The organism is Pseudomonas chaetocerotis (genome assembly GCF_015712105.2).
Taxonomy (GTDB): domain Bacteria; phylum Pseudomonadota; class Gammaproteobacteria; order Pseudomonadales; family Pseudomonadaceae; genus Aquipseudomonas; species Aquipseudomonas chaetocerotis.
In genome coordinates this window covers 87,845-112,966 of record NZ_JACFYX020000007.1, presented here as the reverse complement: position 1 = coordinate 112,966, position 25,122 = coordinate 87,845, and the positions used below count along the sequence as shown (strand labels likewise).

Annotated in this window: 21 protein-coding genes and 1 pseudogene; 10 read left to right on the top strand and 12 right to left on the bottom strand. The window is 62.0% G+C overall.

Annotated features, from left to right (window positions below; all coding sequences use genetic code 11):
• The first annotated feature begins 128 nt into the window (after positions 1 to 128).
• From H3221_RS13965 to H3221_RS13940, 7 genes and pseudogenes are all read left to right on the top strand, one after another.
• A complete protein-coding gene (locus H3221_RS13965; RefSeq protein WP_017677004.1) occupies positions 129 to 626 on the top strand; it encodes a GlcG/HbpS family heme-binding protein in 498 nt (165 codons plus the stop codon).
• Between the two features lie 14 nt (positions 627 to 640).
• The gene (uraH, locus tag H3221_RS13960; RefSeq protein WP_196475033.1) at positions 641 to 1,051 is read left to right on the top strand and encodes a hydroxyisourate hydrolase; all 411 of its coding nucleotides are present in this window, start codon (positions 641 to 643) and stop codon (positions 1,049 to 1,051) included.
• A 250-nt stretch (positions 1,052 to 1,301) separates the two neighbouring features.
• Entirely contained in the window at positions 1,302 to 1,658 is a 357-nt protein-coding gene (locus H3221_RS26010) for a DUF6436 domain-containing protein (protein ID WP_450091413.1), read from the top strand.
• Between the two features lie 611 nt (positions 1,659 to 2,269).
• Positions 2,270 to 3,037 (top strand): annotated as a pseudogene (locus H3221_RS25830) (PAS domain-containing protein); the annotation flags it as partial.
• Positions 3,026 to 3,580 carry a methyl-accepting chemotaxis protein gene (locus H3221_RS25825; RefSeq protein WP_397428055.1) on the top strand — a complete coding sequence of 185 codons (555 nt, stop codon included), beginning with the start codon at positions 3,026 to 3,028 and terminating at the stop codon, positions 3,578 to 3,580. The pseudogene H3221_RS25830 and the gene H3221_RS25825, both read left to right, overlap by 12 nt.
• Positions 3,581 to 3,874: 294 nt before the next feature.
• A complete protein-coding gene (locus H3221_RS13945; protein ID WP_196475031.1) occupies positions 3,875 to 4,603 on the top strand; it encodes a Crp/Fnr family transcriptional regulator in 729 nt (242 codons plus the stop codon).
• Positions 4,604 to 4,722: 119 nt separating this feature from the next.
• A complete protein-coding gene (locus H3221_RS13940) occupies positions 4,723 to 5,439 on the top strand; it encodes a Crp/Fnr family transcriptional regulator (protein WP_196475030.1) in 717 nt (238 codons plus the stop codon).
• Positions 5,440 to 5,460: 21 nt separating this feature from the next.
• Here the strand turns inward: H3221_RS13940 and H3221_RS13935 are convergent, their stop codons facing one another.
• The 4 genes from H3221_RS13935 to H3221_RS13920 form a co-directional block, all read right to left on the bottom strand.
• A complete protein-coding gene (locus H3221_RS13935; RefSeq protein WP_196475029.1) occupies positions 5,461 to 6,687 on the bottom strand; it encodes a diguanylate cyclase domain-containing protein in 1,227 nt (408 codons plus the stop codon).
• A 45-nt stretch (positions 6,688 to 6,732) separates the two neighbouring features.
• The gene (locus H3221_RS13930) at positions 6,733 to 7,524 is read right to left on the bottom strand and encodes an OmpA family protein (RefSeq protein WP_196475028.1); all 792 of its coding nucleotides are present in this window, start codon (positions 7,522 to 7,524) and stop codon (positions 6,733 to 6,735) included.
• Positions 7,521 to 7,916 carry a DUF4398 domain-containing protein gene (locus tag H3221_RS13925; RefSeq protein WP_196475027.1) on the bottom strand — a complete coding sequence of 132 codons (396 nt, stop codon included), beginning with the start codon at positions 7,914 to 7,916 and terminating at the stop codon, positions 7,521 to 7,523. Before H3221_RS13925 ends, H3221_RS13930 begins: the two co-directional genes overlap by 4 nt.
• A 63-nt stretch (positions 7,917 to 7,979) precedes the next feature.
• Entirely contained in the window at positions 7,980 to 8,177 is a 198-nt protein-coding gene (locus tag H3221_RS13920; protein WP_196475026.1) for a hypothetical protein, read from the bottom strand.
• A gap of 332 nt (positions 8,178 to 8,509) precedes the next feature.
• On the opposite strand from H3221_RS13920, the gene H3221_RS13915 reads away from it, so the two are divergent.
• The gene (locus H3221_RS13915) at positions 8,510 to 8,719 is read left to right on the top strand and encodes a hypothetical protein (RefSeq protein WP_179576556.1); all 210 of its coding nucleotides are present in this window, start codon (positions 8,510 to 8,512) and stop codon (positions 8,717 to 8,719) included.
• A gap of 36 nt (positions 8,720 to 8,755) precedes the next feature.
• Here H3221_RS13915 and H3221_RS13910 read toward each other — a convergent pair whose 3' ends face one another.
• Positions 8,756 to 9,457, bottom strand: a complete 702-nt coding sequence (locus H3221_RS13910) for an alpha/beta fold hydrolase (protein WP_196475025.1) — start codon at positions 9,455 to 9,457, stop codon at positions 8,756 to 8,758.
• 224 nt (positions 9,458 to 9,681) lie between these two features.
• Here H3221_RS13910 and H3221_RS13905 point away from each other — a divergent pair, with 224 nt between their 5' ends.
• The gene (locus H3221_RS13905; protein WP_196475024.1) at positions 9,682 to 10,224 is read left to right on the top strand and encodes a hypothetical protein; all 543 of its coding nucleotides are present in this window, start codon (positions 9,682 to 9,684) and stop codon (positions 10,222 to 10,224) included.
• Between the two features lie 125 nt (positions 10,225 to 10,349).
• Here H3221_RS13905 and H3221_RS13900 read toward each other — a convergent pair whose 3' ends face one another.
• The 7 genes from H3221_RS13900 to H3221_RS13870 form a co-directional block, all read right to left on the bottom strand.
• A complete protein-coding gene (locus H3221_RS13900; protein ID WP_196475023.1) occupies positions 10,350 to 11,183 on the bottom strand; it encodes a BON domain-containing protein in 834 nt (277 codons plus the stop codon).
• A 173-nt stretch (positions 11,184 to 11,356) separates the two neighbouring features.
• Positions 11,357 to 11,515 (bottom strand): DUF3309 family protein, encoded by a 159-nt coding sequence (locus H3221_RS13895; protein ID WP_017676990.1) that lies wholly within the window; start codon positions 11,513 to 11,515, stop codon positions 11,357 to 11,359.
• Positions 11,516 to 11,750: 235 nt separating this feature from the next.
• Complete coding sequence (locus H3221_RS13890; RefSeq protein ID WP_013715900.1) at positions 11,751 to 11,963, bottom strand: CsbD family protein; 213 nt, start codon at positions 11,961 to 11,963, stop codon at positions 11,751 to 11,753.
• Positions 11,960 to 12,208 (bottom strand): hypothetical protein, encoded by a 249-nt coding sequence (locus H3221_RS13885; RefSeq protein ID WP_196475022.1) that lies wholly within the window; start codon positions 12,206 to 12,208, stop codon positions 11,960 to 11,962. Before H3221_RS13885 ends, H3221_RS13890 begins: the two co-directional genes overlap by 4 nt.
• Before the next feature lie 107 nt (positions 12,209 to 12,315).
• On the bottom strand, positions 12,316 to 13,047 hold the full coding sequence (locus tag H3221_RS13880; protein ID WP_196475021.1) for a trypsin-like peptidase domain-containing protein: 732 nt from the start codon (positions 13,045 to 13,047) through the stop codon (positions 12,316 to 12,318).
• A gap of 556 nt (positions 13,048 to 13,603) precedes the next feature.
• A complete protein-coding gene (locus tag H3221_RS13875) occupies positions 13,604 to 13,819 on the bottom strand; it encodes a CsbD family protein (protein WP_196475020.1) in 216 nt (71 codons plus the stop codon).
• Between the two features lie 6 nt (positions 13,820 to 13,825).
• Complete coding sequence (locus tag H3221_RS13870; protein ID WP_196475019.1) at positions 13,826 to 22,447, bottom strand: GH36-type glycosyl hydrolase domain-containing protein; 8,622 nt, start codon at positions 22,445 to 22,447, stop codon at positions 13,826 to 13,828.
• Between the two features lie 274 nt (positions 22,448 to 22,721).
• Between H3221_RS13870 and pqqF the strand changes: the two genes are divergently transcribed.
• On the top strand, positions 22,722 to 25,103 hold the full coding sequence (gene pqqF / locus H3221_RS13865; protein WP_196475018.1) for a pyrroloquinoline quinone biosynthesis protein PqqF: 2,382 nt from the start codon (positions 22,722 to 22,724) through the stop codon (positions 25,101 to 25,103).
• Positions 25,104 to 25,122: the final 19 nt, after the last annotated feature.

Below are 25,122 nucleotides of genomic sequence, written 5' to 3'. Positions count from 1 at the left end.
TGCATAGCCTAGGCGCAACCGCTGCTGACTCCCATTACAAATTCGTAATCCTGGCGCAATCCATCTGCTGGTCGCCGGTGGGCAAGATTGCCGGCATCCGCTCAGCAGAGCCTAACCAGGAGAACGGCATGCCCAAGCTTCACATCACTCTGTCCGCACTGACGCTGACTATCATCGCGTCGAGTTCATGGGCCTCCGAGCAAGTCGCGATGCGTCAGGACGTGACGTTGCCGCTGGCCAATCAGTTGCTGGATGCAACCCTGTCTGCCTGCCACGCCGATGGCCGCAGCGCGGTCGCAGCGGTCGTCGATCGTGGCGGCAACCTGGTCGCTCTGCAGCGCGACGACAACGTCGGCCCACACAACACCTTGGCCGCGCAGCGCAAGGCTTTTACCGCCTTGTCGACGAAAACGCCAACCCGCTTGTTGGCCGAGCGAGCCCGCAGCACCCCCGACGCCGAGAACCTCAACACGCTCGATGAGCTTCTGCTGTTGGGCGGCGGCGTACCACTGAAAGTCGGTGATCAGGTCATCGGTGCCATTGGCGTCGCTGGGGCGGGCGGTGCTGCCAATGATGAGGCCTGCGCACTCAAGGCCATCGAACAGATTCTTTCCATCCATCAATAAATCGGAGATACAGCATGAAAGCTCTCAAAACCCTTCTGGCTGGTGCAATTCTGAGCGGCCTTTCTTCCCTGGCGTTGGCAGATGCCAATCCATTCAGTGTTCATGTGCTGAACCTGCAGGACGGGCTGCCGTCGCCAGCCGTGACTGTCACGTTGGAGAAGAAGGATGGCCAGAACTGGCAGGCGCTCAATGACGGTGTCACCAACGAGCAGGGGCGTATCACTGCGCTGTATCCGCAAGGCAAGGCACTTGAGAAGGGCACCTACCGCGTGACATTCAAGACCGGCGAGTGGTTCGCGAAGCACGATACGAAAAGCTTCTTCCCCGAGGTGCCTGTGATCTTCGAGGTCGACGGTACCGTGCCGCACTACCATATCCCGCTGCTGCTCAGCCCCTACGGTTTTTCGACATACCGAGGCAATTGAGTCGGTCTTGGTTTGATCGCATCTCCTGGTGGCATGGTTGAAATTGGGGATGTCCGGCTGGTCTGGGTATCACCATGAAACCGATGTTTGGCACCTGGCCGCATGCACAAGCGATTCGGGTCGGCTTGGCCGGCCCGTCTTGCTGCCTGGCGCGACCCGTGCCGTGCACTTCTGAGAGCCAGTCTGTCCATGCAATGTCGGTAGCCAGCAGCATCTGGCTGACCTGATGGGCCTATACGCCCCGCAATGAGTGACGTTCCACTTCGCTAAGAGAGTTGGCAGTCACGGTGAGTTGCCGAGTACGTTGAGTTCATTGCAACCCTTGCTGGGGTCAGCCGGCAGTGAACACATTCCCTCCAGCCCCGCAGTGGCGATATGGGATCGCGATGGGCGCCTGGCTTGCTTCGGCCTTTACAGTGAGTGCTGCCAACACCTCCAGCACCAGTTTCATCGAGCCCATTCTCGAGGCTCTGATAGCGGGTCGCAGAGTGAACGCGGGCAACAATATGGTTCTCGGTTGTTTCTGCAACAAGCGTACCCAGCCTCCAGCCCCCGCAGAATCGTGCCATCGATACTTATCGTCGCTACCGCAGCGCATGCTTCGTGACCTGCAGCCCGACGACAGGTCACTCTATTGCTAGACAAAACCTGTACAAAATATATAATTTGTACAGGTTTGTGCGCTGTCCATGCCTGCCTGCATTTTCTTCAGCGCCTGCCTCGAGATCTTATGAACGAGTGCCTGGCAGTCCCTGATTGAAAAAGATCGCATCATGCCCGGTGCTTTCTGGCTGATGTTTCCTCGGGCTGGCAGCCTGGCAGGGCACATGAGGGCAGGCGCTGCTGGTCGGTGGCAGTAACTTGGTGATCACATCGTGCTGAAGCTGCTACGGCACCTAGGGGCTGTACAAGATGTGCGACGGCAAGCGGAAGGCATTGACTATCGGGTAGAGCGGGGTTGGCAGTACAACGAGGGCGCTAAATGGCAGCCGGCAGACAAGCGTGGGGCGTGACTGACTTTCGCAAGGCACAACAGAAATGTCGGTGAAACCATGATCGGCTCAAGCCGGGGCAGCGCGTCTAGGCCAAGCATTTCTGCTGCTCGGGATGCAGTTGCAAGTCTGTACTGAATAATTCGCAGCGGGCCGGTAGGTCTTGCCTGGGAATGACAAAGATTCCGTTGCGAATCGCTATCTACCTAATTCCGTGGAGACGTTAATGTTCAACCGTGCCCTTAAGAAAACACTAGAAGACCAGAGTGCGGAACTGTATCTGCTGCGTCAACAGGCTGAGCAGATGGAACGAAGCATGCTCTCCATCAGACTCGATGCGCAATTCAACATCTGCGAATTCAACGCGAATTTTGCTAAGGCTCTTGGATACACCAATGATCTTCGGGGGCGTCCGCTGTCAGCGATTGTTCCCCCCTACGTGAAAAGTCTGCCCTGTTTTCATTCATTCAATATGGCTATCTCGAAGTTTGAGCCGGTGAGTGATGACTACCGCTATCTGCGAGCCGACGGGAGCCTCGCCTGGATAAAGCTGAATTGGTTCCCAATCAAAGGCGAGGACGGAAAGCTGTCCCACGTCCAAGGGTACGGCAGCGAGATCAGTCAGACCCTCGAAAAAGCAAAAGAAAACGAAGCTTTAATTGAAGCGTTGATCCGCTCCACTGCGGTCATCCAATTTAATCTGGACGGCACGGTCATCACCGCCAATCAGCAGTTTCTTGCTGCCATGGGCTATTCGCTCGGCCAGATTACTGGGAAACATCACAGCATTTTTTGTCTGCCTGAAGAGGCGAACGCTCCTCAATATGCAGCCTTTTGGCAGACGCTCAACCGTGGTGAGTACGTGGCTAATCGCTTCAAACGGATCGACAGCAGAGGTCAAGAAGTTTGGCTGGAGGCTACGTATAACCCCGTTCATGATGCCGAAGGAAAGTTATCCAAGGTCGTGAAATTCGCTAGCGTCGTGACTGAGCAAGTGGCTCGGGAAACCCAGGTGCGGGAGGCGGCAGGCGTCGCCTATGGCGTTTCTCAACAAACGGATGTGAGTGCCGCGCGTGGCGCTGAGGTCGTGCAGCAAACTGTTCAGACCATGCAGAGCATTGCTGTACAAATGCAATCGGCCACCGAGAGCATTGAGGCACTCGGTGAACAATCGTTGTTGATCAGCTCAATCGTTCAGACCATTGGTAGCATTGCTTCCCAGACCAACTTGCTGGCACTCAATGCTGCCATTGAAGCCGCCCGTGCGGGTGAGCATGGACGCGGTTTCGCCGTGGTAGCCGATGAGGTGCGTAAGCTGGCTGGTCGAACCAGCGAAGCCACCGAAGAAATCGTCAACGTAGTACAGCAGAATCAGGCGCTGGCAGAGCGAGCGATGCGAGAGATGTTCAGTAGCCGTGAGCAAGCCGATCATGGCCTGGCACTGGCCAACCAGGCCGGCACGGTGATTGTGGAAATCCAGGACGGTGCTAAACAAGTGGTTGGAGCGGTTGGACGTTTCACTAACGAATTGCAGTAATGCTGCATCGCGGAGCTTGGTGCAGCGTTGAATCAGTAAAAACAGATTCTTTAAGGGCATCTCTCAGTCGGGTAAGAAGGAGGAGCACATTGCTTGTGCGCCTCGGACAGTGGGAGGTGGGCCAGCCGATCTCGCGGTTGATGGGGTAGAACGGCAGGGGCGTACTCCAGCTATGGCTATTGGCCCTTCCTGAATAGCCGTGTATCGGACTCTGTGCGCTAGCGTACGAAGTGCCCGGCCATTGGGCGTATGCTGGAGCCCTTGCGCTGTGTTTTGTACCCAGAGAAATTGATCATGCACGAACCGCATCAGCCGCAGCAGAACCATCTGCTGGCGGCCCTTTCAGCCGAGGTGCGCCAGCGCCTGTTCGCGCATCTAGAGCTTATACCCTTGCCGCTTGGCAAGGTGCTCTATGAATCTGGCGATACCATGCGCCATGTCTACTTCCCCACCGATTCGATCATCTCGCTGATCTATGTGATGGAGAGTGGCGCTTCGGCGGAAATTTCCGTGGTCGGCAACGAGGGATTGGTCGGTATCGCCCTGTTCATGGGCGGCGAGAGCACGCCGAGCCGGGCATTAGTACAGAGCGGTGGGCATGCCTTCCGACTCAAGGGACCGCTACTCAAGGCCGAGTTCGATCGTCACGGTGAACTGCTGGTGCTGATGCTGCGTTATACCCAGGCGCTGATCACCCAGATGGCGCAGACCGCGGTGTGCAACCGTCACCATTCCATTGATCAGCAGCTTTGTCGTTGGTTGCTGTTGTCACTCGACCGGTTGCCGAGCAACCAACTGACCATGACCCAGGAGCTGATCGCCAACATGCTTGGCGTGCGCCGCGAAGGCGTGACCGAGGCGGCTGGAAAATTGCAGCGCCAGGGCGTGATCGAGTACAGCCGCGGGCATATCACCGTGCTCGACCGGCACAAGCTGGAACAGCTCAGTTGCGAGTGCTACGCGGTGGTGAAGAAGGAGACTGACCGTCTGCTGCCATACGTGCCGCAGCGTCAAGTCAACTGAGGCGTTGCGTGCCGTAGCGAACAGAGCGCCACCACCGGCTTGCCCCAGACTGGCGACGCGGGATGGTCAGGCACCTGCTCCGCACCCCTCCGATTCGTCCGTGCCGCAGGGACTCGCCCATGTCAGGGTTCATCCAGAATCTGCTCCTCGCCGGTTTGCCGGCCAAGGAACGTAATGCCGTGCTGCAGCACTGCGAGGTGGTGCAACTGCAGTTCGGCAGCCAACTGTGCGAGGCCAACGAGCCGATGCACTACCTGTACTTTCCGCTTACCGCCTTTATCTCGCAGGTGAATATCCTGAGTGGCCATCATCCGCTGGAATTGGGTTTGATCGGCTATGAAGGCATGCTCGGTGTCACCCTTGTACTGGGGGTAGAGACGGCGCCCAGCCGAGCGGTGGTGCAGGGCGCAGGCAGCGCCTTGCGCATCACCATCGAAGAGCTGCACGAAGAGCTGCTGGCCAGCCCGCGGCTGCAGCGTCGACTCAAGCGCTATCTCTACGTGTTGCTGGTGCAGCTGTCGCAGAACGCCGCTTGCGGTCAGTTCCATGCATTGGAGCCGCGCCTGGCACGCTGGCTGTTGATGACACACGACCGTGCCCATGCCGACCATTTCCACCTGACTCATCAATACCTGGCCAACATGCTCGGGGTGCGCCGCAGCGGGGTGACCATTGCCGCTGGCGCGCTGCAGCTACGTGGGCTGATCCACTACAGCCGTGGCGAAATCAGCATTCTTGATCGGCCGCGGCTGGAGGCGGCGGCCTGCGAGTGCTACGCCGAGATGCTCGACGACTACAGGCGGCAGTTCAGCCTGCCGCTGCGCCGCTTGGCCTGAGTCAGGTGCTGTCTGCGCGGCTTACCGGTTGCCATCCGCGTGCATTTCGACGCGGTCGTGGAAGAACCGATAGCGGTTGCGACCGGCCTGCTTGGCCTGATACATGGCATTGTCGGCATGGCGCAGCAACGCCCCGGCACTGCTGCCGTCGGCCGGGAACAGACTGATACCGATGCTGCAGGTGATCTGTACCCCGAGCTGCTCGATGCAGTGCTGCGCCGCCAGGGCGTCGAGAATTTTCCGCGCGCTGACGGCGGCGTCCCGTTCGCCCTGGATTTCGCTCAGCAACACGATGAATTCATCGCCGCCGGTCCGGCTGACGGTGTCCGAGCTGCGCACGCAGGCCAGCAGGCGTCGGGCGACGGATTGCAGCAACTGGTCGCCGACAGTGTGGCCGAGTGAATCGTTGATTTGCTTGAAGTTATCGAGGTCGAGAAACATCAGTGCGAGTGAATTGGCATGCCGCTTCGCCAGGTGGATCGCCTGGGCAATGCGGTCGTCGAGCAACAGACGATTGGGCAGGTGGGTAAGGATGTCGTGCTGGGCCAGGTGCGTCATCTTGTCGGCCTTCGCCTGCGCTGCACTGACGTCATGAAAGACGACCACCGCTCCGCTGATTTGCCCATCGCCATTGTGGATCGGTGCCGAGGAGTCCTCGAATGCTCGCGGTGCACGAGGGCCCTTGTCAGGGGGCGTTGGACGATTCTCTCGCAGGATCTGCGGAGCCGTGGCAGCGCAGCGGCTGGCGTCGCTATCGGGCGGCGGCATCACTTCGGCGATGGAGTGGCCGCGCGCTCGTTCCAGTGTCCAGCCGCTGATACGCTGGGCCGCGCGGTTGAGGTAATCGACACGGCCTAGCAGGTCGGTTGTGATCACCGCAGCGCCGATCGAGTCGAGAATGATCTGGGCGTGTGCGTGCTCATGGGCAAGCCGGTCTGCTGGAATCAGGGCGCAGAACGCCTGCGTGGTCCGAGAATCTCGGCCATCGCCGAGGGCTCGATAGAGCATCAGCGGTACGGCCGCGGCGATGCGTGACAGCAGCTCGAAGTTGGTCAGGGCGGTACCGGGATACAGACTCTGCTCGAACAGAGCGATATCCAGATCGCCGGCCTGCGCGCGCATGACCGCATCGTCCAGTCGATCCAGGCATTCGACGACGAAACAGCCGTCGCCGGCCTGGTTCAGTATGGCCTGGAGCCCGCAGCCGGCTGCGGCATCCGTCGAGACCAGGAGAATTCGATAGACCATGGCGTTTCCCCTTGCCGGTTGCCCGGAGCCTCTTTACTGGCCGCTTCAGCGCGACGAGGTGAGATTGTTGCTGATGATGATCTCGACCCGACGGTTCAGTTGCCGTCCCGCGGCCGAGTCGTTGCCGGCCACCGGCGAGCCTTCGCCCATGCCTGAGGCGAGCAGGCGGCTGGCGGCGATGCCCTGGCTTTGCAGGTGGGACTTCACGCTGTCGGCACGACGCTGCGACAGACCGAAGTTGGCACTCTCGCTGCCGACGTTGTCGGTGTGGCCTTCAATTGTCACCGTACGTTCTGGATGACGATTGAGAAAGTCGGTGAGTGTGGCCAGATTATGGTTGGCGTTGCCATTGAGCTCCGCTCGGCCGCTGGCGAACAACAGATCGCCCAGGGTCACCAGCAGGCCGCGTTCGGTTTCCTCGGCGTTGAGGCCGTCGATCTGCCGTTGCAGATCGACGTTGCGTTGCTGCGCTTGATCGGCTTCGCGGGTGCGTGAGTCGAGGCGGGCACTTTCGCGTTGTTCGCCCAGTTGCCTACGTTGGTCCTCATAGAAACGCTCCAGGGCGCGAGCACGGGCGATCTCCACCTTGCGATCAGCCATCACCACCAGGTGTTGGCCCACGACCTCATCGGTTCGCGGCTGTTCGGCAGCCAGTACGGCGGTCTCTGCAGCCTCCAGTGAGACCGGTACACGGCTGGCCAACTGCGGGTCGTTTTGCAACTGAGTCAACCGGTGGCGGGCATCTGCTGCACCCGTCGGTGTCACGGGCGTGGCTGCACAGCCTCCGAGGGAGAAGGCGGCAACCAATAGATAGACTTGCGTGTAGTGCACGTTCATGGTCTCACTCCTGTGTTGCGTTGCATTTCCTGCTTCAGGCTCTCGGTGCCGTCACGCATTTCCTGATTGACGATGAGTGCCTTGGTCATTTGCGAACGGGCCATGGCCAGTTCGGCTTCAGCCCGCGATTGTTCGGCCATGCGCGTGGCCAGCGGCATGTCCTCGTTCTGCACCGCCACTTCTGCGGCTGCCAGTTTCTCCCGGGCCATGCCTAGTTCGAAGGCGGCATGTTCGCCGGCACGGGCCTGTTCGGCACTCTGGATGGCAAATTGCGCGGCCTGCAGTTCCTGGATAGGCGGCACAGGTTGCGATGCGCAGGCCGCGAGCAGCAGGGCAGTTCCGGCAAGGCCCAGTAGCGCTCCGATGCGGGTGGTTTTCCTGGTCTTGTTCATCTAGCTCTCCTCGTGCCGGCGGAGCCTGGGCATCCGCTTGCGCAGTGATGAATCGCTGGCGGCTCAGCGTTGTTTGGCGTCCAGCGCAGGTTGTTTGCCTGGCTCTCGGATCAGCGGCTCTGGCGACTGCTGCGGGGGCATGCTCTTGTCCGTGTCGTCCCGGCGCTTGGGTTGAAAACCGGGTTCAGTGATCGAGCCGGGTTCGGCCGGGCGGCGGCGCTCGGTCACCTGTGGCGGTTGATAGGTGGGGTCGGGTTGCATGGGGTCGTGCATCGTGCACCTCTGCTGGGGAGCGGGGCCGGCGGGAGTGCCTGACCCTGATACGGCAGATTGCCGGGTGTGCGAATCGGCGTCGGTACGTTGCCGCGCATAGAGGGGCGCCGCGTCGGCCTGCTGGGGAACGGCGTTCACTGGCGCACAGATGTGCCTGCGACGGCGGAGCAGGCTGCTCGTCACCCCAGCTTCAGGCACTCGGCCAAAATTCCTGAAGTAACGTGTCTGGAAAGTATGCTGGCGTACATACAACTGCGTTGCACTGGCACAGCATGAAGTTGATCAGAAGCAGAGCGGCCAGCGCCGCAGCAGGTTTCGTCATGCACGGAATGATCGAATCACCCCTCGTCAGGCATATCAATGCGCAGTGCCAGTCGCTCGCGCTCTACCTGCACAAACCCAGTGGCATGCGTTATGCCGCCAGTCTCGAGTCGGCCTGGAGTTATGAGCTCAATCCGCTGTACGGCCAGGCGCGCCACGCCACGCTCGATGATCTGGCCGACACGGAAGTCTGGCAGCGTCTGATTTGAGCCCGCTGGACGCCTGATCTCTGGCACCGTTTGCGGCTACAGCCGCGCGAGCCAGTTTTTTAGTTCCTTTGAGACGGCATCCGGCTGCTCCAGCGGAGCCAGATGGCCACAGGTCTCGATAATGGCCAGATGCGAGGCGGTGATGGCGTCGGCCATTTCCCGGTGGACTGGCGGTGGTGTGATGGCATCGTCGCTGCCGCACAGCACCAGGGTTGGACAGGCGATTCGATACAGGTCCGGACGGCTATCGACACGGCCGATCATGGCCCGCTGCTGGTTGATGCAGGCTTGCGCACCTTGACTGTTGGCCATGGCACGAATCACTTCCAGCAAGCTCGGATCATCCAGATGCGCCGGGTGCACCAGTTTGGGTAGCAGCCCTTCGATGACGGCAGGAAAGTCCATTGCTGCCAGACGTATCGACTGCATTCGGGCTTCGCTATTTTCGTCCGTGTCAGGCCTGGCGCTGGTATCCAGCAAGGCCAGGGCCAGCACGCGTTGCGGTGCCTGGCGGAGAATCTCCAGGGCGACATAGCCGCCCAGGGAAAACCCGGCCAGGGCGAACTCATCAGCCGGTGCCTGGGCAAGCACCGCGCTGGCCATGGCGGCAATGGAGTCTTCATCGCTGACGTCGGCGACCGAAACGTGCGCGGTGACGGCGAGAGCTGCGGCCTGATATTGCCAGAGACGCGCATCGCAGAGGAATCCCGGAAGCAGCAGCAGGTGTGGTCTGGTCATGGTCGGCCTCGCAATTTTATCGGCAGATGGGGGGAATCCGGACAGGCTGGACACAGCCTCTGCTCAGGTTGCGCCATGCGCGGCGTGGCGACCGTGCGTTAGCGCACCCAGGGGCGGCGGCACTGAGCTGTGCGGGGGTACGCGAACGCACAGACGCCGCGCTGCCGTGGCAATAGCCTGAAGCCGTACGCGCTTTGTGCGTGGAGCCAATCGGGAGTAGAGCGATGGACACCTATCGTCATAATGTATCCGCCAGTTTTGCCCAGCGTGCAGCGGCTGATCGCGTCCTGTCCAAGCTGCTCAAACGCGGCTTATCACGTGAGCAGTTGCAGATACTGGATGCTAGTGAGCACACGCCGCTGGGCCTGGCGGCTCGTCTCAAAAGCCGCTCGGCGCGCAACGCGATGCTGACCTATGGCGCCATCGGCGCTGTGGTCGGCGGGGTATTGGGCGCACTGGCTCAAGCCGCTCTGGTCATCTCGGACATGGGCTTGCTGACTGCCGGCCCATTGCTTGCGCCGGCAATGCTGATGGGCTCGGGTGCTTTTCTTGGGGCCTTGCTGGGTGCCCTCGCCGGCCTCGCTGCTGTTGTCCCGTGGCATCCGAGCCTGACTCCAGGGGAGATAGCCGCCGGCGGCAGCGTGCTGTTGGCCAATACCCGCAGTGCCGAGCAAACCAGCATGGTCCGTGAAGTGCTGACGGCTTCCAGTGGTGCCTGCAAGGATGTGGATATGGTTCAGAGCGGGCGTGACGGCTGGTTAAGCTAAGTTGCGGGCCATGTCCGGCATCAGCGTCCTTCGGTCTGCCTGAGGCATGGCAGCCAGCGCGGCGTAATTTGCAGTAGAAATGGCCGGTCAGCCTGCTGGGGCTGACCTGACATATCGTCCTCGTCTCAGAAGGTCAGCGCCTTCGATTGCACGCTTCTCACTCCGCGCACGTTTTCCGTAAGTTTCACCGCCAAGGCGCGTTCGGCGCTATCGTCAACCTTGCCGCTGAGGGTGACGACACCGTTCTCGGTGCTGACATCGATGCCCGTGCCGCCGACGTTGCGCGAATAGAGCAGAGTGGATTTCACCTTGGTGGTGATCCAGCTGTCGGCGATGTCGTCGCCGGCTTCGCTGGCGGCCTGCTTGCTGCTGTCGACCATACCCGGTTTGTCAGCCTTGACCTTTAGCTGATTGTCGACGGCAGTCACGCCGTTGGAGCTCATTGCCAGGCTGGCCGCATGCTCGAGGGCTTCACTGCTGCCCACGGTGCCGCTGAGGGTGACCTTGCCGTCACGGGTGACCACCTTGGTATCCATGCCCTCGGCATGTCGGCTCCACAGCAACTTGGACTTGATCGCCGCCGTGGTGCTGGCATCGTCGATGGTATCGCCGAAGCTGCGTTCGCCGCTGGATTTGCTCGGGGTGAACTCAGCATCGACGACGATGTTGTTGGTCACCGAATCGATGCCGCTGACGCCGAGCGCGATCTCATTGGCCAGTTCCTTGTTGGCTTCTTCGGTCACTCGGCCGCTCAGCGTCGCCTTGCCATTGTCCACCGAAACCTTGAGGTCGCTGGCGCGCAGATAGGGGCTGATGGAGTAGGCGGTCGAGATCTGGCTTTCCTGTCGTGCCTCGGTGATGTCCTGGGACATGTTTTCCGCTAGCGCACCACCGCTCGCTGTGGCGATGGCCAGAGCGAGCGATGAAGCCAGCAGAAGGGTGCGCGGTTGCGTGTGCATGATAAGAGTCCTTTGCGAGAAAGCCGGCGGCGATGCGCGTGCAGCTGGCGCCTGGCCGATGGTCGGTGGGAGGGCGTTGCACCGGTATCGGCTATGGCCGATACCGGATGATGCAGCTTGGCAGCCCATGGGCTGGCAGTCGGTGCGTTGGCGCACCGTGGGCAGGCCCAGGTTCATATCCGGCCAAGTAGCACCAGAATGAGGAGGATGACGACGATCAGGCCCAGGGCGCCGCTGGGCATGTAGCCCCAACTGCGGCTGTGGGGCCAGGTGGGAATGGCGCCGACCAGTAGCAGGATCAGCACGATCAGCAGAATGGTGCCCAGGCTCATGGCAGGCTCCTTGCGTTATTGATGATGGGGTGGGTTTAGCAGGCGCGCAGTGGTGGGTCCGTGCTCTACATGACATCAGCATGGCGTAGACAGGGCTGCCGATCTGTACGGCTGCGCACGTAAGCTGGCGATAGCGCTGCAAGCTGTTGCGGCGGGCAGGAGAGGGGAGCTTGGCGCTGAATGCCAGGAAGCCAAACGCTCCGCAGAGGGCGGAGCGATGGAGTGCGCGGTCAGATCAGCTTTTGCATTTCTGCAGGAAGCTCTTGACCTGTTTGTCTGCCTCGTCACGCGTGAGGGCGTAACGCTCTTTGATCAGACCAGCCAGTTTCTGTTCCTGGCCTTCGGTTTTCAGCAACTCGTCCTCGGTCAGTTTGCCCCAAGCGATCTTCGCGGCGCCGACCTGTTGCTGCCATTTGCCTTTGAGGGCATCCGTACTGGGCAGGCTCATGACTTTTTCGGCTCCCGGTTCTGCGCGTTGCGCTTGTCCTGAGTGGCCTGCGGCTTGGCTTGGTTGGCCGCTTCCTTGGGTTGTTGAGGCGACTTGGCGGGCCCCTCGAAGCTGTCCTTGCTGATGACCGGATCGCGATCCGCCTTGTAGAACGGCTGGGCGGTGCTGGCGGTTGACGGTTTCTGGGTTTGGCCTTCGGCTTTACCCGAATGCTTGGCCGGTTGTTGATAGGTGGGCTTGTGCATGGTGACCTCTGGTAAAACCGGCAACTGCAAAGGTGCGAGGTGCCGGGAAGAGGACTGTGACAGGCTGGTACGGGCCAGTCGGTGCGTTGTCGCGCTTAGGTTGCAAGTCAGTGCTCGGTCAGCGTCATCAGAATATCGGCGTACCAGGTGCAGTTAAGGCCCAATGCCTCGTCGAGCAACAGGTCACGGCTGCCCAGGTCGACCCGGGACGAGTGAATACCCAGCAGGCGCCACGGCAGGGATTGCTGCCCGGCCGCGGGATTGCTGGTCCGCATCACCACCGGTGAGCCACTGGTGCCGCGGTGAGTGCGAGCGTCGGTGAGAAAATAACCGAGACCCTGAAAGCGAAGGCCGAAAGAGGACGCGAGAATGGCGTGGCGTACCACTGGCATATGGTGAAGGCTGTCATGGAAGCCGAGCGGAAAACCAACCACCAGCAACTGGGCGCCGATCTCGATATGTTCCTGAGGCTGCACTAGATGTTCTGGTCTGAACGCGTGGTAGGCGATGGCACCGGGCAGTGCTGAACGCTCGATTTCGATGGCGGCCACATCGATTTCGCCGGCACTATCCAGGCCTTGGCGCCATAGACTGCCGCCGTTGCGGTAAAGAGGGATGGAAAAGCCAGTGGAGCTGGCCATGTTGTTCGAATCGGTGTGGACCTCTATCTCCAGGCTGTCCGGGTGATGGCCCGTGGGCTCATCGATCAACACGTGGCGGCTGGTGACCAGGAACAGGCGCTCATCGCGGGCGAAGAAGAAGCCGCTGGCATTGGTCAGCACCTGCGTACCCGCAATGGTGGTGATACGTGCCACGCTCAACATCAGGGAATCGATCATCGTCTTAAGGGCCTCCGGTCGATAATTTACTTACCGACTGACATGTTGCATCAAGTCCTTGGGCTAGCCCGCAAACAGTCAAACCAGCGGTGCTACTTGTGCCATTGCGTGCTGATCTTTCATTCATTCTGCAGCCAGCCATGGCATCACCGATGAATGCTGGTATCCCTCATTTCGGTGCAGTGCAGTCTATCGGGTGAAGACCGCAGCGTATGCGTGCCAGCGTACGGATCGAGTGAATACTGGGTGGCAGTATCCATATGGATGGCGCGTCTGCTTCGCGTCGGATAATTCCGATTGGTGAACGATATGCACAAGCCCAAGAAATCTGACCAACCAAGTAAACCAGCTGACCAGTACTTGCCCGGGAGCTCTGATTCGAGCAGCCACCAGCAAGAGGTTGAGCAGCGTGAACGTCGACTTCTCAGGCGCGATAGGCGCGAACAATCGACACGAGACTTGCAAGATGACTTGATGGATAGCTAGCTCGGCTGGTGGCTTTTGCTCGTCTGCTCGGTCATTCCAGCAGGCTGCGTCTGCAAGACGTGTGTAGGTATCAGGTGGTGCGATTGCGCTCGAAGAAGCTCAGCACCTGTTTTTCTGCTTCTTCGTGGGTCATGCCGTAGCGTGCCTCTACGAGGTGGGTCAATTTATCTTGATCCCCTTCGGATTTGATCAGTTCATCAAGGGTCAACTCATCCCAGTTGACCATGGCCGGACCAGCCAGCTGCCGCCATTTTCCTTTGATGATGTCGCCAAGTAGTCTGCTCATTTGAGGTTACTCCATGATGCCCAAAGGCTGAGTGGGCGGCATGACGGGGTCAGGGCTGCCGATGAGATTCAGCGGCAGCTTGATGTCCACATGGTGTTCCCGATCATCATCACGCATTGGCACCCTATCGCCTTCAAGACGGATGCCATCGAAGTCGATCGTCTGTTCTTTCTGCTCTGTGCGTAGCACCGTGATTCGGTAAGGCGTGGCGCCATAGCGGTAGTGCAAGGTGAAACCGGGCCAATGTGCCGGCAACAGCGGACGAATATGCAGGCAGGCGCCGTTGCGTTGCACACCGAGCAAGGACTCGACGATCAAACGGTACATCCACCCGGCGGAGCCGGTGTACCAACTCCAGCCGCCACGCCCCTCATGCGGCGGCATGCCGTAGACATCGGCAGCCAGCACGTAGGGCTCGATCTTGTAGGTCGCAATCGCAGTGGCACTGTCACCATGAGTGATGGGGTTGATGGCGTGCAGGAGTTCCCAGGCCCGCGCGCTGTCGCCCAGCGCGGCGAAGGCCATGCTTGCCCAGACCGCAGCGTGGGTGTACTGGCCGCCGTTTTCGCGGATGCCGGGTAGATAACCCTTGATGTAGCCAGGGTCCGTGGTGCCGTTATTGAAAGGCGGCGTGAGCAGCTTGATCAGGCCTATGTCGCGACGAAACAGGTGACGGTCGAGCGACGCCATGGCCATGCGCTGGCGCTTCTCGGGGGCCGCGCCCGAGAGTACGCACCAGCTCTGGGTGATGGAATCGATACGGCACTCGTCGTTGCTGGCCGAGCCCAGCGGCGTGCCGTCGTCGAAGTAGGCACGACGATACCAGGCACCATCCCAGGCATGGCTTTCCAGGCTTTCACCAAGGGCCTTGGCCTGCTGCAGACAGCGGCGTGCAAAGTCCGGGTCGCCATTGAGTTCGGCGGTCGTCGCGAATCGGCTCAACACTTCATGGCCGAAGAAGCCGAGCCATACGCTTTCTCCCTGGCCCTGTTCACCGACACGGTTCATCCCGTCATTCCAGTCACCATGTCCCATTAGTGGCAGGCCATGAACGCCGCGCCGCAGGCTGTGCTCGATGGCGCGCACGCAGTGCTGGTAAAGCGTCTCTCGTAGAGCCGAGTGGCTGGGCAGGTCGTAATAGGATTCCTCACCGCTATTGAGTGCGCGGCCTTCCAGGTAACCAACGCTTTCCGAGAGTACGCTATGGTCACCCGTGACCTGCACGTAGCGGCTGGTTGCCAGTGCCAGCCAGAGATAGTCATCGGAACAGCCGGTGCGCACGCCACGGTTCATCGGCGGGTGCCACCAGTGTTGCACGTCGCCCTCGAGGAACTGGTGGGCTGCGCACAGCAGCAGATGCCCACGCACCGCTGCCGGCTCGGTGTGCAGCATGGCCATGCCGTCCTGCAATTGATCGCGAAAGCCGATGGCTCCGCCAGACTGGTAGTAGCCGCTGCGTGCCCAGAAGCGGCTGGCGATGACCTGGTACATCAGCCAGCCGTTGACCAGCACGTCGATCGCCGGCTCGGGCGTTTCAATCTGCACTGCTGCCAGCGTCGAGCGCCAGTGGGTGCGTACGATCTCCAGCTCGACCGCTGCCGTGGCGTTGCCGCGCATGCGCTGAACCAGGCGAGAGGCGCTCTTTGCGCTCTGCTCGGCGCCCAGACGGAAGGTCACCTCGCGGCTTTCCCCGGGCGCCAGTTCGATCCCGACCCTGAGCGCTGCGCAGGGGTCGAGCCCCGTGCCCCTGCGTCCTGACAGCTGCTCCTGGGCCATGGCTGCCGGTGCCTTGAGGTGGCCATTGCGGCCGATGAATTCGCTGCGGTCGGCCGTGCTGCTCATCAGCGGCATGTCGACATCGAAGAACGCCACCCGGCCAGGGAATTCGATCGAGTAGGCGTTGCGCGCGAACAGGGTGCCCGTGTCCGTGTCCGCATCGGTGACGATGTGCATGCTCGATTGACTGCGCAACTCGCCCAGAACCCAGGCTACATAGCCGGTGATCGAGAGTCGCCGGGGCCGGTCCGAGGTGTTGCGCACCAGCAGCTGCGAGAACTTGATCGGCGCCTCCAGCGCCACGTAGACGCGCAGCTCGGTCCGGATGCCGTCCTCATCGTGCTCGAACAGGCTGTAGCCGAACCCGTGACGGGTAAGGTAGTGACCGTTTCCCGGACAGGGCAGGGCAGTCGGTGACCAGTAGTGACCACTGTCCTCGTCGCGCAGGTAGATGGCCTCTTCGCTGGCGTCGGTGACGGGGTCATTGCACCACGGCGTGAGGCGGAATTCGTGAGCATTCTCATGCCAGGTGTAGGCGCTGCCGCTTTCCGAGATCACCGTGCCGAAGTGAGGGTTGGCGATCACGTTGACCCAGGGCGCCGGAGTGGGCTGACCAGGCATCAGATGGATGACGTACTCGTTGCCATCGGCGCTGAATCCCCCATAGGGGTTGCTCAGCAGCAGGCTTGGGTCTGGTTCCGGAAGTGTTGAGCTGCGCGCGGGCTTGCGCAGCAAGCGCGCGTCGAACGCAGGCAATGCCGGGCCTGCCTTGCGATGGCGGATCTGCTCGGACAGACGGCCATGCCTGTCGTTGAGCACGAGGTGTGCCACGGCCTGCATCAGAATCCGATCCTCGCTGGACAGCTGCTGCACCGGGCGGACGAAAATGCCGCCGGGTCTGTCCAGCAGATGCGCCTCGCTGCCGGAGGTCGCCAGGCCCAGGATCAGGTCTTGCAGGTTCTGCCGGTAACTGGCCTGGTCTTCGTTCCAGATCACAAGGTCTACTACCAGTCCTTTCTGGCGCCAGTAGGCATGGGCCTGTACCAGCTGGCGCACCAGTTCGATGTTGCCCGCGCTGGAAATTTGCAGCAGCACGATCGGCAGGTCGCCCGAGATAGCCTGGCCCCAGAGCCCTGTCTGGTTGCGCTGGTTGGCCACCAGCACCTGAGGGGGCGCGCGCAGCGAAGGCGCGCTGTAGAGAATCGACGCGGCCATCTGCTCGAACAGGCGTGCATCGGCGTGACTGATGTTCAGTTGCCGCAGCAGCACTTGGCTATGGGTCCAGGCCAGATCGAAAACGCGATCGGCGAGGTGGCGGTCGCGGTATTTGTTGATCAGGTGCAGGCACCCGCTGCGGCTGTCGCTGACACCACTTACCAGATCGATGATGGCGCCCTGGCCAGCCTCCAGAACGAATCGGCAGCGTATCGCCACGATGGGGTCGAGCACGGCGCCGACCGTACCCGAGAGGTCCTCGACGTCCATGGCCGCTGGCTGCGCCAGGTTGCGTCCGCGACCGATGAATCGGGCGCGGTCGGTCTCGTAGGAAATCGCCTCGATATCAACGCCATGGGCGGCCAGCAGGTGGCATAGCCAGGGGGTGTGTTCGGTTTTCGAGCGCGGCCGGCGGGTACACAGAATCGCCTGTAGATCCGCTTGCAGCTCGGTCTCTATGAACAGTTTGCTGAAGGCCGGATGGGCCGAGTCGCTGCGCGGCGGCGCCAGCACCACTTCGGCGTAGCTGGTCAGTTCGATGGAGCGACGCGCAAGGCCACGATTGTTGATATGCAGGCGCCGCAGCTCGGCATTGTCCTCAGGGGAAACGACGATCTCCGTATGGGTGTCGATATCCTGTTGGCGCACGCGAAATTCGGCCCTGGCATCGGTGAATATCGCCTCGAAGCTGTCCGTACGTTGCAGCGTCGGTTGGAATGCGCTCGACCAGAATGCACCACTGGCGGTGTCGCGCAGGTAGCAGAACGTCCCGGCGGCATCACAGGTAACGTCCTCCTGCCAACGGGTGACGGCGAGCTCGTTGCATCGGCTGTAGCCGCCGCCTGCATGGCTGATCATCACGTGATAATGGCCGTTGGAGAGCAACTGGACGGCAGGGTGGGCGCGATCAGGCTGGGTATAGACGCGCAACTTGCTTTCATCGACGCGAGTCGCCGCTTCTTCCTGCGCCACCTGGGGTGCATGCAGGTATTGAGTCGCACTCTTGGGCATGCGCTCCTGGAGCAGCAAGGCCGTGGCCTGGAACTGCGGGTCGGCCTCGAAGCGCCGGTGCATGGGGCGCTCGAGCAGCACGGCAGCAAGTGCCAGGAAACTCATGCCCTGGTGATGGGCCATGAACGACTGGATCACCGCTGAGCTTCGCCCCAGAGGCAAACGCGCGCTGGTGAAATCCAGCGCCTCATACAGGCCGTAGCGACCCGCCATGCCCATGCCAGCCAGCGCCTGCATGTTTCGGCACGCCTCGGCAGGTGCCACCAACAGTGCCAGAGCCGATGCGTAGGGGGCGATGACGATGTCATCGCCGAGCCCCCGTTTCAGGCCAAGACCTGGCACACCAAACGCTCGGTACTGGTAGTTCAACTGCGTGTCCAGGGCGTTATAGCCCGACTCGGATATGCCCCAGGGCAGGCCGAGCTTGCCGGCATAATCGATTTGGCGCGCCACTGCAGCCTTGCAGGTCTGGTCCAGCAAGGTTCTTGGGTAGCTGGGCATGACCAGCTGCGGCATGAGGTACTCGAACATGGAACCGGTCCACGACAGCAGCACCGGGACGCCACCGCTGCTGGTCAACAGGCGTCCAAGGGCGAACCAGCCCTCCTGGGGCAACTGACCCTGGGCAATCACCACGAAGTTGGTCAGCCGCGCCTCCGAGGCCAGCAGGTCGTAGTAGGCGCCATCGAGACGCTGTTCATCGGCGTTGTAACCGATGGCCAGCAGGTCTCGCTGCGGGTCGTAAAGGAAGGTGAAATCCATGTCTGCCAGGTCGCCAGCCAATGTGGCCAGGCGTTCTACCTGGACCATTCGCTCCATTGCGCAGGCTTTGACTCTGCGTGCTGACACCTGCTCTTCTGCTGGCCAGTCGTTGGCTTCGAGCGTTGCCAGTTGCCGCCAGTTGACGAGCCGCGAGCTGTCGCCTGGCAGGAGCAGGCTGGACATTTCAGCGCTCAGGTCTCGGCATTGCGCACTCAGCACCTGTAGCCAGTAGCTGGGTTCTTCTTGCCGGCTCAGGGGCACGGTCAGTTTCTCGGCCTGCTCGAGCAGGCGCTGCAGGGTAGGCAGCAGGTCGTGCGGGGGCTCGGACGTGAGCGCTGGTGCTGCCAATACCTTGAACAGCTCGTCCAGAAGCTGTTCATCCAGGCCGGCATCCAGCACGGCTTCCTGCAGGACATCGAGGCAATCTCTGAGGCCCTGCAGCGTGCGCGCGTCATCCGCCTGCGTATCAGGCAGCTCCAGCAGTCCCTGGCGCAGCGTCATGAGCAGACCGGCCAGGTTGCCGCTGTCCACCGTCGAGATGTAATGCGGCGGCAGCGGTTTCAGGGTGAGCGTGTCGTACCAGTTGTAGAAATGCCGGCGATGACGCTGCAGCAGGGCCATGCTGGTCAGCATGTGCTCCAGCCGAGAGAGCAAGTGCCCGCCGCTGATATAGGCGAAATCATGAGCCGCCAGATGGGCGAGCAGGGCCATCCCCATGTTGGTGGGGGAGGTGCGATGCGCGGTGACGGCCACCGGCTGTTCCTGGATGTTGTCCGGCGGCAGCCAGTTGTCCGCAGGCCCGACCAGGTCCTCGAAGAATGCCCAGTTCCGCCGGGCCTGCTGGCGCAGGAAGCGTCGTTCCCGTGCAGTGGGCTCGAACGCCGGTGATGCAGATGGCTGGCTCAGCCACCAAGCGAGTGTGGGGGCCATCGACCAGGCGAGCAGGAAGGGCGCGGCGACCGCCAGAGCCATAGGGTGCATGACCAGCAGAATGAACAGGCCGGCGGCCAGCGCTGGGCATACCCACATGAGGCGATACAGCCCGGATAGATCGTTACGACTGCTGCGCTCGACTTGCCGAGAAGGGTTCCACTGCAGCAGGTTGCGATGGCTGACCAGCATTCTCCATAGCGTTCGGCCAATCGCATCCAGGCTGTTGAGCGTCTCGAACGGTAGCCAGACCAGCGGCAAGAGGGCTCGCTGAAAGCTCGATCCGCTGCTGCGCAGGGTTGTGCTCAGATGCAGACGCAGCGGTACCTCGGGTGGCTTGTGCAGCAATTCGTGCAGTAGGCCAAGCAAGGGTTGCGTGACCACCAGGGCAATGATCGCCAGCACCCAAAGCAGTGGCTGCGAGCTGGCGAACCAGGCCCACAAGAGACCGCAGAGAAAAGCAGCCGGCTCAAGGCTGCGGCGCAGGTTGTCGAAGATCTTCCAGCGGCCCAGGGCATCCAGACCGGTGACCTTCTGGCAGCCTGCCGAGGGCGGGCATGAGAGCAGCCAGGGCAACAACTGCCAGTCACCGCGAATCCAGCGGTGGTGCCGTTTGGCATCGGCGCTGTAACAGGCGGGGTACTCCTCATAGACCTGGATGTCGCTGATCAGGCCGGAGCGCGCATAGCATCCTTCGATGAGGTCATGACTGAGGATGCGGTTTGCCGGCAGGCAATCCTCCAGCGCGCGCTCGAAGGCATCCACGGCATAGATGCCCTTGCCGATGAACGAGCCATTGCTGAACAGATCCTGATAGACATCGGAAACGGCGCGTGTGTAAGGGTCGACCCCAGCATCGCTGCCGAACAGGTGGGCGTATGTCGAGCGCGCGATACTCGACAGGCTGATGCCGACCCGTGGCTGCAGGATGGCGTAACCGCTGATGATGCGTCGCTGGCTGGCGTCGAACTGTGCCACGTTCAGCGGGTGAGCGAGGGTACCGATGAGCTGGCGTGCGACATCACGCGGTAGCTGCGTGTCGGTGTCCAGGGTGATCACGTAGACAGTCTGCTGCAACCTCGCCAGATCGCCGACGATCGAGGCGAAGCGTTCTCGTCCTTGGCCGCGCAGCACGGCATTGAGCTCGCTCAGCTTGCCGCGTTTGCGTTCATGCCCCATCCAGCGGCGTTCAGTCGGGTTCCAGCGTCTGGGTCGATGCAGCAGGTTGAACCGGCTGCCTTCCATGGCCGGGTACTTGTCATTCAACGCTTCGATTGCCTGGCTGGCCCGCTCCAGCAGCGGCGCATCCTCATCCTGGGTTTCCTGCTGCGCGTCGAGGAAGTCGGTGAGCAGGGCAAAATGCAGATTGCTGTCGCGGTTGGCCAGGTAGCGCACTTCCATGCCTTCCACCAACTCGTCGACATCCAGCGCGCTGCCAATGAGTGTCGGCACGACCACCAGGGTACAGGCATCCGTGGGAATGCCCTCGCTGTAATCGAGGCGCGGCAACATGTTCGCCGGCATCGTCAGGGTCACCAGCCAGTTCACCAGGCCGATGGCCAGGCGGCTGGTCATCACCAGCAGCGGTACGCTGAGCATGGCCAGGTACACCAGCGACCAATTATCGGCATGCGCCAGGGCCAGCAGAGGCCAGGCCAGCAGGGCGGTGAGCAGCAGGGCCGGAATCAGAAAAAAATACAGTGGCGCTCGGCTCAGCAGCCGTTGCCCCCGCTCGATGAGTGACAACCGCACGCCGAGCTGTCGCTCCAGTACCGGTACGCCCTTATCGACCAGGTAGAAGCCGACATGGGCCATGCGCGGGATATCAGGCGGTGCGCCAGCGGCCAGGTCGAGCGCCGCACGCGCGACGGCTGTCTCGTCGTGCTGACAGGCCCGGGATAACCGCTCCACCGCATGCCGATAGTGATCGCGCGTGGCGAAGTCCATGCGCGCGTAGATACCCGTAGGGTCCTCGCGTAGCACCTGCTCCACGCCACTCATGCGCTCGACGAACCTGCGCCAGTCGGTGGCCGAGAGCATGCGCAGGCTGTTGATACTGTTGCTGATGGAGACCTGTTCGGCCGCTTGTGATTGCGCGTCCAGCTGCACCAGACGCTCTATGTTCAGGTCGGACTCCGCCAGTGTCTGCTCGATCCAGGTCAGCGGCAGCATGAGTGCCGTGTTTTGCCCCTGCAGCCGGCGCGCCAGTTCGGCGACGAATGAGCTCGTCATGGGCAGTGGTGAGCGCGCCATGTCCGCTACGGCCAGCACGATGCTCTTGGCATCGCGCTCTGCGGTCTCGCTCAAGCGGTCTGCCCAATGATTCGCCAGGTTGCGATCGTTCCAGCTGGCCATCACCCGTGCGGCCACACGGCGCAGATTTTCGATCAGAGCAAGGCGCAGCATGATGGGCACGGCCCACAGTTCGCCCAGGCTCAGCGCAGTGATGGATTGATAGGCGGTGATGAAGCGCCCCAGGCTTTCACTGTCGACCCGTCCATCGCCGTGGGAGATGGTTTCCAGGGCGATGTCATAAACGCGGGGCAGGGTGGACGATGGCCCATGAGACAGCCCAGGCAGCTCACGGCAGTAGCCTCTGGGGAGGTGCTTCTGGGCGGTACGGATCTGCTCTTCGATCAGATAGAAATTGTCCAGCAACCACTCGGCGGCGGGTGTAGCCCGCTGGCTGGAAAGCGTCGCGACCGTCATGGCCTGGCAGCTGCTCGCCAGTACCCTGGCGTTCTCGGTCAGTCGCTCCAGCAAGGCGTCCGAGGTGGTGTGCTGGCTGAGTCGATGTTGATGTGCGAGCTCGACACCATGGTTCGCCATTTGCTCGGCACTGAACAGTTCAGAGCGCAGGACGGCCTCGTATTCGAATGTACGAGGCGTAGAGCGCCATAATCGCCGGATGAGGCTAGACCACTGAGTATCCATATGCTTCCTGGCGTGCGGCGTCAGCGTTCGGACAGGCCAGCGCAGAGGAATCACTCCAGGGTTGCCAGCATGCCGTTGCGCGGATCCAGATGCGTGAACAGTCATCAGGCCTTGAAACAGGCGGGGCGTCTGTCCGCTGCCGCACATAGCTACCGGGCTCTCCAGACGTTCTGGGCATTGCGACCAACGTATCGGTCTGTCTTGGCACAAAGCAGCATTGCCCGGCAGTGGTGCAATGGGCAGGCTTGACGGCAAGCTGCCGCGAGATCCGTCGATGTCTGATCACACCTCCGTTACCCGGCGCCTGGCCAATGGCGCGCTGCTGTGCGCGCAGCAACAGCCCTGGGCGCAGCGGGTGGGATTGTGCCTGCGGGTGGCGGCGGGCAGTCATGACGAGCCAGCGGCCTATCCTGGCCTGGCGCACTTTCTCGAACATTTGCTGTTTCTCGGTAGCCGCGATTACCCGAGCGACCAGGGTTTGATGGCCTTCGTTCAGCGCCATGGCGGGCTGGTCAATGCCTCGACCCAGGCGCGACATACCGATTTCGTCTGCGAGCTGCCGGGCGGGTTGCTGCAGCCGGCGCTGACGCGTCTGCTGGATATGCTCCGCCAGCCGCTGCTGGAGATCGACGCGCAGCTGCGCGAGCGCGAGGTGCTGCACGCCGAATACCAGGCGCGTACTCAGGATGCCGACAGTCGTATCGATCATGCCCTGGGCCAGGCGCTCGCCGCCGGGCATCGTTGCGGCGACTTTCTGGCCGGGGATCGCAGCACACTGGATGTGCAGTCGCCGCTGTTTCAGCAGGCGCTGCGTGATCATCATCAGCGTCACTACCAGGCTCGGCAGATGTGCCTGACCCTGGTCGGGCCGCAACCGGCAGAGCAGTTGCTGGATATCGCCGAGGTGCTGCTCGGGGCCTTGCCGCCGGGCGAGGGCGCCGGCTGTTCCGTGCCGCCGGCCGACCTGCTGCCGCTGCGGGCGCCATGCATGCACCTGCAACACATTCGTTCCGGGGTGTCCCTGGGCGTTGCCGTTCAGCTCGATACTCGCGACCTGGACGTGTCATTGCAGCTGTTGCTGGATACCCTGCATGATCCTGGACCTGACGGTCTGCTGAGCAGTTTGCGAGCACTGCAGTTGTGTCGGCAGCTGCAGGCGCGGGCGCTGTATCTGCACGAGGGGCAATGCCTGCTGCGTCTGGACTTTCCGGGTGCCACAGCGGAGCAGGGCGCGACCTTGCGCGAGGTTTTACGGAGTTGGGCTGCGCAGTTGCATGGCCATGCAGACTGGCCGTTGCGGCTGCAGCACCACCAGCAGGCCGCCGCGCTCAGGTTGCTCGGGCTCAGCCCGTTGGCGCTGGCCAGGGAGCTGCAATCGCCTGCTCAGGACGATAGTCACACCTTGCGCGGCCTGAATGCCTTGCTGGCTTGCCTGGCTCGCGGTGACGGACTGATCGAATTGCAGTGCAGTGAGCAGGCGCAGCCCCAGTGGCCGGCAATCGGATTGGCGTTGCCATTGCAGGCCTTGCCGATGCAGGCAGCGGCGTCGGTACCGAAGCGCGAATGGCAGCTGCCTGGCAATGATCCGTTGCTGGCTGGTGCTGCCGTGAAATCGGCCGTTCTGCCGCTGGCCGCGATGCGACATCATCCAGGGCAGGCCGAAGGTGGGCCGGCTGCGCTTTACTGGCGTGGCCCCTGTTCAGGCACCGCTGAGGCGGCTGTCATGGAGGCGGCTTTGCTGGCGTGCAGCGCTGATCTGCGCTGGCGCGGTGAGCGGCTTGGCATCGACAGCCAGTTGAATGTGCAAGCAACGGGCTGGACCCTTTCATTGCGTGGGCCCGCGCCGCTGTTGCCAGATTTCAGCGCACGGCTGGTGCCGCTACTGTTGGCGCCTGTCGATGAACTGGATGCGCCCACTTCCCAGGGCATGCTGCTACGGGCGCTGCTGCAGCGTTTGCCGCTGCTCTGCGAGCTGCCCGTGGCATCGCGGCTGGAAGGGCTGAGCATCGGGCTTGGGGCGAGTGAACAGGCGCAACTGGCCGAGCTGTGCGCGGCTGTCGAAGCGCTTGCGGATCTGCCGCTCACGCCACGCATCGAGACCGGGATCGACTGGCATCAGGTCGCGCAGCCAGGCACGGATGCCGCGTTGCTGTTGTTCTGCCCGCTGCCTGCCGGCGATGCCTCTACCGAGGCCGCCTGGCGCTTGCTCGGGCAGGTACTGCAGGGGCGTTTCTACCAGCGCCTGCGTGGCGAGTTGCAATTGGGCTATGCCTTGTTCGCCGGTTTCCGCCAGGTGGAAGGCTGTCGGGGGTTGCTGTTTGCCCTGCAGTCGCCGGTGTGCGAGGCAGCTGGCATCTTCGACCATATCCGCTCTTTTCTGGGCGAGCAGCGTCAACTGCTCGCAGCGCTGGACGACGCAGCCGTGTCGCGATGCCGCGAGGCTCTGCAGCCCGCACTGAGCCCGGCCAAGGCCAACGTGGCGCGTGCCGAACAGCTGTGGCAGCTGCATCTGGCAGGCTTGCCCGAGGTGCACCTGCAACGGGTGCAGCAGGCGCTGCCAGCCCTGACCAGGGGCGCTCTGCTTGAGGCATACAAGCAACTGCTAAGCGCCAGCGACTGGCGCATCCTGGCCACCGGGGCGCCGTCACCCGCTTAGGCGGAGCGCTGCGCAGCGC

What these genes read in the sequence shown, in the direction of transcription:
- H3221_RS13895 (WP_017676990.1), bottom strand. Translation starts at nt 11,515, where the DNA reads ATGAGCCTGGGCACCATTCTGCTGATCGTGCTGATCCTGCTACTGGTC.
- H3221_RS13920 (WP_196475026.1), bottom strand. Translation starts at nt 8,177, where the DNA reads ATGCAACCCGACCCCACCTATCAACCGCCACAGGTGACCGAGCGCCGC.
- H3221_RS13930 (WP_196475028.1), bottom strand. Translation starts at nt 7,524, where the DNA reads ATGAACGTGCACTACACGCAAGTCTATCTATTGGTTGCCGCCTTCTCC.
- H3221_RS13885 (WP_196475022.1), bottom strand. Translation starts at nt 12,208, where the DNA reads ATGCACAAGCCCACCTATCAACAACCGGCCAAGCATTCGGGTAAAGCC.
- pqqF (WP_196475018.1), top strand. Translation starts at nt 22,722, where the DNA reads ATGTCTGATCACACCTCCGTTACCCGGCGCCTGGCCAATGGCGCGCTG.
- H3221_RS13940 (WP_196475030.1), top strand. Translation starts at nt 4,723, where the DNA reads ATGTCAGGGTTCATCCAGAATCTGCTCCTCGCCGGTTTGCCGGCCAAG.
- H3221_RS13935 (WP_196475029.1), bottom strand. Translation starts at nt 6,687, where the DNA reads ATGGTCTATCGAATTCTCCTGGTCTCGACGGATGCCGCAGCCGGCTGC.
- H3221_RS13925 (WP_196475027.1), bottom strand. Translation starts at nt 7,916, where the DNA reads ATGAACAAGACCAGGAAAACCACCCGCATCGGAGCGCTACTGGGCCTT.
- uraH (WP_196475033.1), top strand. Translation starts at nt 641, where the DNA reads ATGAAAGCTCTCAAAACCCTTCTGGCTGGTGCAATTCTGAGCGGCCTT.
- H3221_RS13965 (WP_017677004.1), top strand. Translation starts at nt 129, where the DNA reads ATGCCCAAGCTTCACATCACTCTGTCCGCACTGACGCTGACTATCATC.
- H3221_RS13900 (WP_196475023.1), bottom strand. Translation starts at nt 11,183, where the DNA reads ATGCACACGCAACCGCGCACCCTTCTGCTGGCTTCATCGCTCGCTCTG.
- H3221_RS13890 (WP_013715900.1), bottom strand. Translation starts at nt 11,963, where the DNA reads ATGAGCCTGCCCAGTACGGATGCCCTCAAAGGCAAATGGCAGCAACAG.
- H3221_RS13915 (WP_179576556.1), top strand. Translation starts at nt 8,510, where the DNA reads ATGCACGGAATGATCGAATCACCCCTCGTCAGGCATATCAATGCGCAG.
- H3221_RS13910 (WP_196475025.1), bottom strand. Translation starts at nt 9,457, where the DNA reads ATGACCAGACCACACCTGCTGCTGCTTCCGGGATTCCTCTGCGATGCG.
- H3221_RS13875 (WP_196475020.1), bottom strand. Translation starts at nt 13,819, where the DNA reads ATGAGCAGACTACTTGGCGACATCATCAAAGGAAAATGGCGGCAGCTG.
- H3221_RS13880 (WP_196475021.1), bottom strand. Translation starts at nt 13,047, where the DNA reads ATGATCGATTCCCTGATGTTGAGCGTGGCACGTATCACCACCATTGCG.
- H3221_RS13905 (WP_196475024.1), top strand. Translation starts at nt 9,682, where the DNA reads ATGGACACCTATCGTCATAATGTATCCGCCAGTTTTGCCCAGCGTGCA.
- H3221_RS13870 (WP_196475019.1), bottom strand. Translation starts at nt 22,447, where the DNA reads ATGGATACTCAGTGGTCTAGCCTCATCCGGCGATTATGGCGCTCTACG.
- H3221_RS13945 (WP_196475031.1), top strand. Translation starts at nt 3,875, where the DNA reads ATGCACGAACCGCATCAGCCGCAGCAGAACCATCTGCTGGCGGCCCTT.